Here is a 6,851-nt window from a genome sequence, read left to right as displayed (position 1 = left end):
TCCTCGCCGCGCGACTGTCCGGGAAGGGAGGGCTCGGGTGCGCCCGGCCGCTCCCGCGGGCCGTCCTGCGGCGGCTGCCCGCCGCCGTCCCCGCCGCCACCGGGACCGCCGCCACCGCCGCCACCGGGACCGCCGTCCGGCCCGTCCGGGTCCGGATCGCCGTCCGAACCGCCGTCCGAACCGCCGTCCCCCGTGCCGCCGTTCTGCCGCAGCGTCTCGTCGAGCTTCTCCTCGTCCAGGCCGGGCGCGTCGAAGGGGTTGCGGCGCCTGCGGTGCGGCAGGGCCAGCAGCGCCGCCTGCCGGACGTCCTCGGCCGCCACGTCGGTGCGCCCCGCCCAGGCGGCCAGCGCGGTGGCGGTGCGCGCCATCACGATGTCGGCCCGCATCCCGTCCACCTCGAAGGCCGCGCAGGTGGCGGCGATCTGCCGCAGCGCGGCGTCGCCCAGGCGCACCCGGGGCAGCAGCGCCCGCGCGGCCGCGATCCGCTCCCGCAGCCCGCCCTCCTCGCCGGCCCAACGGGCGGCGAAGGCCGCCGGGTCCTCGTCGTACTCCAGGCGCCGCCGTACGACCTCCATCCGCTCCCCGGTCTCCCGGGAGGCGGCGACCTCCACGGTCAGCCCGAAGCGGTCCAGCAGCTGCGGGCGCAGCTCGCCCTCCTCGGGGTTCATCGTCCCCACCAGCAGGAAGCGGGAGGAGTGGCGCACCGAGACGCCCTCGCGCTCGATGTGGACCACGCCCATCGCGGCGGCGTCCAGCAGCGAGTCGATGAGGAAGTCCTGCAGCAGGTTGACCTCGTCCACGTAGAGGACGCCCCGGTGGGCCCGCGCCAGCAGGCCCGGCTCGAAGGCCTTCACCCCCTCGGACAGGGCGCGCTCGATGTCCAGCGACCCGACGAGCCGGTCCTCGGAGGCGCCCACCGGCAGCTCCACCATCCGGGCCGGCCGGCTCTCGCCCGGCCCCGGCCCGTGCGGCCCGTCCGGGCAGGCCGGGTCGGGGCGGCTCGGATCGCAGGAGAAGCGGCAGCCGGGCACGGTCTCGACCGGCGGCATCAGCGCCGCCAGGGCCCGCACCGCGGTGGACTTCGCCGTGCCCTTCTCCCCGCGCACCAGGACGCCGCCGACGGCCGGTGAGACGGCGTTCAGCAGCAGAGCCAGCCGCAGGTCGTCCATGCCGACGATCGCGGTGAACGGGTAGGCGGCGGTGGCCGCCGCGCCGGTGGCGTCGCCGGCGGGGTCGGTGGTCGTGCCGGTGGTCGTGCCGGCGGTGGTGGTCACGCGTCGCCCTCCAGGTCGTCGGAGCCGCTCTCCAGGTCGCCTTCGAGTTCCAGGTAGATCTCGCGCAGCCGCTCCAGGGTCCGCTCCTCCGGCTCGGCCCACAGCCCGCGGTCGGCGGCCTCCAGCAGCCGCTCGGTCACCCCGCGCAGCGCCCACGGGTTGGAGCGCTTCATGAACTCCTGGTTGGTCTCGTCGAAGACGTACTCGGCCGCGAGCCGCTGGTACATCCAGTCGTCCACGACCCCGGCCGTCGCGTCGTAGCCGAAGAGGTAGTCGACGGTGGCCGCCATCTCGAAGGCGCCCTTGTAGCCGTGCCGCCGCATCGCCGCCATCCAGCGCGGGTTGACCACCCGCGCCCGGAAGACCCGGTGGGTCTCCTCGCCCAGCGTCCGCGTCCGCACCTGGTCGGGGACGGCCGAGTCGCCCACGTAAGCCTCGGGGGAGTCCCCGGTCAGGTGGCGCACCATCGCCACCATGCCGCCGTGGTACTGGAAGTAGTCGTCGGCGTCGGCGATGTCGTGCTCGCGGGTGTCGACGTTCTTGGCCGCCACCTGGATGCGGCGGAACGCCGTCTCCATGTCGCCGCGCGCCGGGCGGCCGTCCAGCCCGCGCCCGTACGCGTAGCCGCCCCACACCGCGTACACCTCGGCCAGGTCCGCGTCCGAGCGCCAGTTGCGGGCGTCGATCAGCGGCAGCAGCCCGGCCCCGTACGCGCCCGGCTTGGAGCCGAAGATCCTTGCTGTGGCCCTGCGCCGGTCGCCGTGCGCGGCGGTGTCCTCGTCGGCGTGGGCGCGCACGTGGTTGGACTCGGCGGGCTCGTCCAGCTCCGCCACCGCCCGCACCGCGTCGTCCACCAGGGCCACCACGTGCGGGAAGGCGTCCCGGAAGAAGCCGGAGATGCGGACGGTGACGTCGATGCGCGGCCGGCCCAGTTCCTCCAGGGGCACGATCTCGAAGCCCGTCACCCGCCGCGAGGCGTCGTCCCACACCGGGCGGCAGCCCAGCAGCGCCAGGATCTCCGCGATGTCGTCGCCCTGGGTGCGCATGCAGGAGGTGCCCCACACCGTCAGGCCCACCGACCTGGGGTACTCGCCGTGGTCGGCCAGGTGCCGGGCCAGCAGGGAGTCCGCCAGCGCGCTGCCGACGTCCCACGACAGCTTGGACGGGATCGCCTTGGGGTCCACGGAGTAGAAGTTCCGCCCCGTCGGCAGGACGTTGACCAGGCCGCGCGTGGGCGAGCCGGAGGGACCGGCGGGCACGTAGCCGCCGGCCAGCGCGTGCAGCACGTTGCCGATCTCGTCCCCGGTGCGCTCCAGCCGGGGCACGACCTCGTCCGCGGCGAACTCCAGGACGCGCACGGCGCCCGGCAGTTCGGCGTCCAGTACGTCGCGGACCACCCGCGGGGCCGCCTCGCGCGCCCAGCCGCGGTCCTCCATCGACTCCACCAGCCGCCGCGCCAGGTGCTCGAGCAGGTCCACCGCGTCGGAGGCGGTACGGGAGGGCCCGTCCGCGAGCGCGGTCAGTGCCTTCGGCACCTCCAGGCGCGCCCCCGGCTCGGCCAGCAGCTCGGACTCCACCAGCCCCACGTGCTCGGCCAGCACCGCCCGCAGACCCGGCAGCGCGCCGCCGACCCCGCCCCACACCTGGGCCGAACGCAGCACCGCCAGAACCAGGTTGACGCGCGGCTCGCCCACCGGCCCGCCGCCCAGCACATGCAGGCCGTCGCGGATCTGCACGTCCTTGATCTCGCACAGCCAGCCGTCGATGTGCATGACGAACTCGTCGAACTCGTCCTCGTCCGGCTGCTCCTCCACGTGCAGGTCGTGGTGGAGCTCGGCGGCCCGCACCAGCGTCCAGATCTGGCTGCGCACGGCCGGGGCCTTGGCCGGGTCCAGATCGCTCACCAGCGCGTACTCGTCCAGCAGTTGCTCAAGCCTGGCCAGGTCGCCGTAGGAGTCGGCGCGCGCCATCGGCGGCACCAGGTGGTCGACGACCGTGGCGTGGCCGCGGCGCTTGGCCTGGGTGCCCTCGCCGGGGTCGTTGACGATGAACGGGTAGACCAGCGGCAGGTCGCCCAGCACCGCGTCCGGGGCGCAGCCGGCCGACAGGCCCAGGCCCTTGCCCGGCAGCCACTCCATCGTGCCGTGCTTGCCCATGTGCACCACGGCGTCGGCGCCGAAGCCCCCCTGCTCCCGCGGGGTCTCCATCCAGCGGTAGGCCGCCAGGTAGTGGTGGGAGGGCGGCAGATCGGGGTCGTGGTAGATCGCGATGGGGTTCTCGCCGAAGCCGCGCGGCGGCTGGATCATCACCACCACGTTGCCGAACCGCAGCGAGGCCAGCACGATCTCGGCGCCGGAGCCCTCGCCGTCCACGTACAGCGAGCCAGGCGGCTCGCCCCAGTGCTCGCGCATGGCCTCGCGCAGCCCCGGGTCGAGCGCGGCGAACCACCGCCGGTAGTCGGCCAGCGGCACCCGGGCCGGCGCGGCGGCCAGCTGCTCCTCGGTCAGCCACTCCACGTCGTGGCCGCCCGCCGCGATCAGCCGGTGGATCAGCTCGTCGCCGGTGCCGGGGAGTTCACCGGTGTCGTAACCGGCGTCGCGCAGGGCGCGCAGCAGTTCCACGGCCGAGGCCGGGGTGTCCAGGCCCACGGCGTTGCCGACGCGCGAGTGCTTGGTGGGGTAGGCGGTGAAGACCAGGGCGATCCGCTTGTCCGCGTTCGGCCTGTGCCGCAGGGCGGCGTGCCGCACCGCGATCCCGGCCACCCGGCGGGCCCGTTCGGGGTCGGCGACGTAGACGGGCACCCCGTCGGGGCCGTCCTCCTTGAAGGAGAAGGGCACGGTGACCAGCCGTCCGTCGAACTCCGGGATGGCCACCTGCATCGCCGCGTCCATCGGGGAGAGGGCGGCGTCCGACTCCTCCCAGACGGCGCGTGAGCCGGTCAGGCACAGGCCCTGGAGCACGGGGACGTCCAGCTCGGCCAGCGCGCCGACGTCCCAGGTCTCGTCGTCGCCGCCCGCGCTCGCGTCCGCCGCGTGGGCGCCGCCGGCGGCGAGCACGGTGGCGACCAGCGCGTCGGCACGGCCCAGCAGCCCGTACAGGCCGGGGTCGGCGCTCCTGAGCGAACCGCAGTACACCGCCAGGGCGTTGGCGCCGCGCTCCTCGATCGCGTCGCACAGCGCGTCGACGAAGGCGGTGTTCCCCGACAGCTCGTGGGCCCGGTAGAACAGCACGCCCACCGTCGGCCGGGACGGGTCGTGCCCCCGGTCGCCGTGGACGCCGTACTCGGGCATCGGGCGCGGCCCGGCGAAGCCGTGGCCGGTCAGCAGTACGGTGTCGGACAGGAAGCGCACCAGTTCCGCCAGGTTCTCCGGCCCGCCCGCCACCAGGTACTTCAGCGCCTCGGCGACCACGCCGGCCGGGACGGTGGAGGCGGCCATCAGCTCCGCGTCCGGGACGGACTCGCCGCCCAGCAGCACCGTCGGGATCCCGGTGGCCCGCAGCGCCGCGAGCCCGTCCTCCCAGGCGCGCCGGCCGCCCAGCAGGCGTACGACGGCGATGTCCGCGCCCTCCACGAGCGCGGGCAGCTCCCCGGCGACGTCGACGCGCGCCGGATTGGCGATGCGGTACGGGGCGCCGGAGGCGCGGGCCGCCAGCAGGTCGGTGTCGGCGGTGGACAGCAGCAGTACCGTGCTCATCGAGCCCCCATCGGTTCGTACGTCCTTCGCATCGGCCGTGTCGGTCCTTCCGGTCGCACCGGTCGTCTCGTTCGTCCTGTCCGTGCCGCTCGTCCCGCTCGTCCCGCTCACGGCGCACCCGGCGGCACGAACGGCAGACCCGCGGGCGCGCCGCCCTCGATCAGCCGCAGCAGCGCGGCGGTGTCGGCGTGCTCCTCCACCAGATCGCCCAGCCGGTCCAGCTGCTCCTCGCGCAGCGCGGCGAAGGAGGTGTCCGGGGCGGGGACGAACGCCCGCCCGGCGTCGGCGGCCACCCGCCGCAGGAAGGCGCGCCGGAAGCCGTCGCTCTCCAGCGAGCCGTGCCAGTGCGTGCCCCACACCGAGCCGGCGCGGCAGCCGTCCAGGAAGGGCTCGTCGCCGCCGGCGACCTCGGCCACGCCGTGGTGGATCTCGTAGCCCTCCACCCGCTCGCCCAGCGCCTCGCCGACCGGCCGGGCCAGGGTCTTCTCCGCCTCGAAGCGCACCCGCACCGGCAGCAGGCCCAAACCGTCGACCGTCCCGGCGCGCGACTCCACCTCGTCCTCGATCCGCTCCCCCAGAAGCTGGAAGCCGCCGCAGATGCCCAGCACCGGGCGGCCCTCGGCCGCCCGCCGGGCCAGCGCGCCCGCCAGGCCGCGCTCGCGCAGCCAGGCCAGCGCCCGCACGGTGCCGCGGGTGCCCGGCACGATCGCCAGATCGGCGTCGGCCAGCTCCTCGGGCCGGTCGGTGAACCGCACCACCACCCCCGGCTCGGCCGCCAGCGCGTCCACGTCCGTGAAGTTCGACATCAGCGGCACGGGCACCACCGCGATCCGCAGCACGTCGCGGCCGTGCGGCGGCGCGACGGACGGCTCGCGCACCCCGCCGCGCAGCGACAGCCGCAGCCCGTCCTCCTCGTCGATGCCCAGCCCGTGCGCGTAGGGCAGGACGCCCAGCACCGGCCGGCCGGTCAGGCCGCGCAGCATCTCCAGGCCGGGCTCGAGGAGGGTGACGTCACCGCGGAACTTGTTGACCAGATAGCCCGCCACCAGCGCCTGGTCCTCGGGCGCCAGCAGGGCGGTGGTGCCGAAGAGGGAGGCGAAGACGCCGCCGCGGTCGATGTCGCCGACCACCACGACCGGGAGCCGGGCGGCGCGCGCCAGGCCCATGTTGACGATGTCGGTGCGCCGCAGGTTGATCTCGGCAGGGCTGCCGGCGCCCTCGCAGATCACCGCGTCATGGGTGCGGCGCAGCTCGGCCAGGCAGCCGGCGACCGTCTCCAGCAGGTCCTCCCGGCGCCCCGGGCGCCGCGCCCCACCGGGGGACGCCGGCAGCCCGGGGTCCCCGAAGTAGCCGCGCGCGCTCATCTCGCCCACCGGCCTCCCCAGCAGCACCACCTGGCTGGTGCGGTCGCCGCCCGGTTTGAGCAGCACGGGGTTCATCAGCGCGCTCGGCTCCACACCGGCCGCCGCGGCCTGCATGGCCTGGGCGCGGCCGATCTCGGCCCCCTCGCGCGTCACGAAGGAGTTCAGGGACATGTTCTGGGCCTTGAAGGGCGCCACCTTCACACCCTTGCGGGCCAGCCAGCGGCAGACGCCCGCCGTGACCACGCTCTTGCCCGCGTCCGAGGTCGTTCCCGCGATCAGCAGTCCGCCGCCCGTCACAGCCGTCCCCCCGATGTCCTTCGCGACCTGCCCCGCCGTACGGCGCGGGCCTCCCGCAGCGTCCCGGCGGCGCCGCACACCGCCAGCGCCAGCGCGCACACCCGGCGCGAGAGCCGCACCGCGCGCTCGATGTCCTCCACCCGCACCGGGCGGCCGCCGGCGCCCAGGACCGGCCGGTGCTCGACGCGTCCGCCGTACGACAGCGTCCCGCCCAGCCGTAC

At 75.5% G+C, this 6,851-nt stretch carries 3 protein-coding genes and 1 pseudogene; all 4 read right to left on the bottom strand.

Annotation, left to right across the window (positions count from 1 at the left end; translation table 11 throughout):
• The coding region (locus tag ACLIYP_RS28465; RefSeq protein ID WP_412715971.1) for an ATP-binding protein at positions 1-1,169 on the bottom strand (1,169 nt) is incomplete at its 3' end.
• 101 nt (positions 1,170-1,270) lie between these two features.
• Positions 1,271-4,969 carry a cobaltochelatase subunit CobN gene (gene cobN / locus ACLIYP_RS28460; RefSeq protein WP_412715970.1) on the bottom strand — a complete coding sequence of 1,233 codons (3,699 nt, stop codon included), beginning with the start codon at positions 4,967-4,969 and terminating at the stop codon, positions 1,271-1,273.
• Positions 4,970-5,076: 107 nt separating this feature from the next.
• On the bottom strand, positions 5,077-6,630 hold the full coding sequence (locus tag ACLIYP_RS28455) for a cobyric acid synthase (protein WP_412715969.1): 1,554 nt from the start codon (positions 6,628-6,630) through the stop codon (positions 5,077-5,079).
• Positions 6,627-6,851: pseudogene (locus ACLIYP_RS28450) on the bottom strand (cobalamin biosynthesis protein); the annotation flags it as partial. The pseudogene ACLIYP_RS28450 and the gene ACLIYP_RS28455, both read right to left, overlap by 4 nt.

The sequence above is a fragment of the Streptomyces nanhaiensis genome (assembly GCF_046614825.1).
Classification (GTDB): Bacteria; Actinomycetota; Actinomycetes; order Streptomycetales; family Streptomycetaceae; genus Streptomyces; species Streptomyces radiopugnans.
The sequence above is the reverse complement of the archived record's forward strand: the minus strand, read 5'-3'. Positions and strand labels throughout refer to the sequence as shown.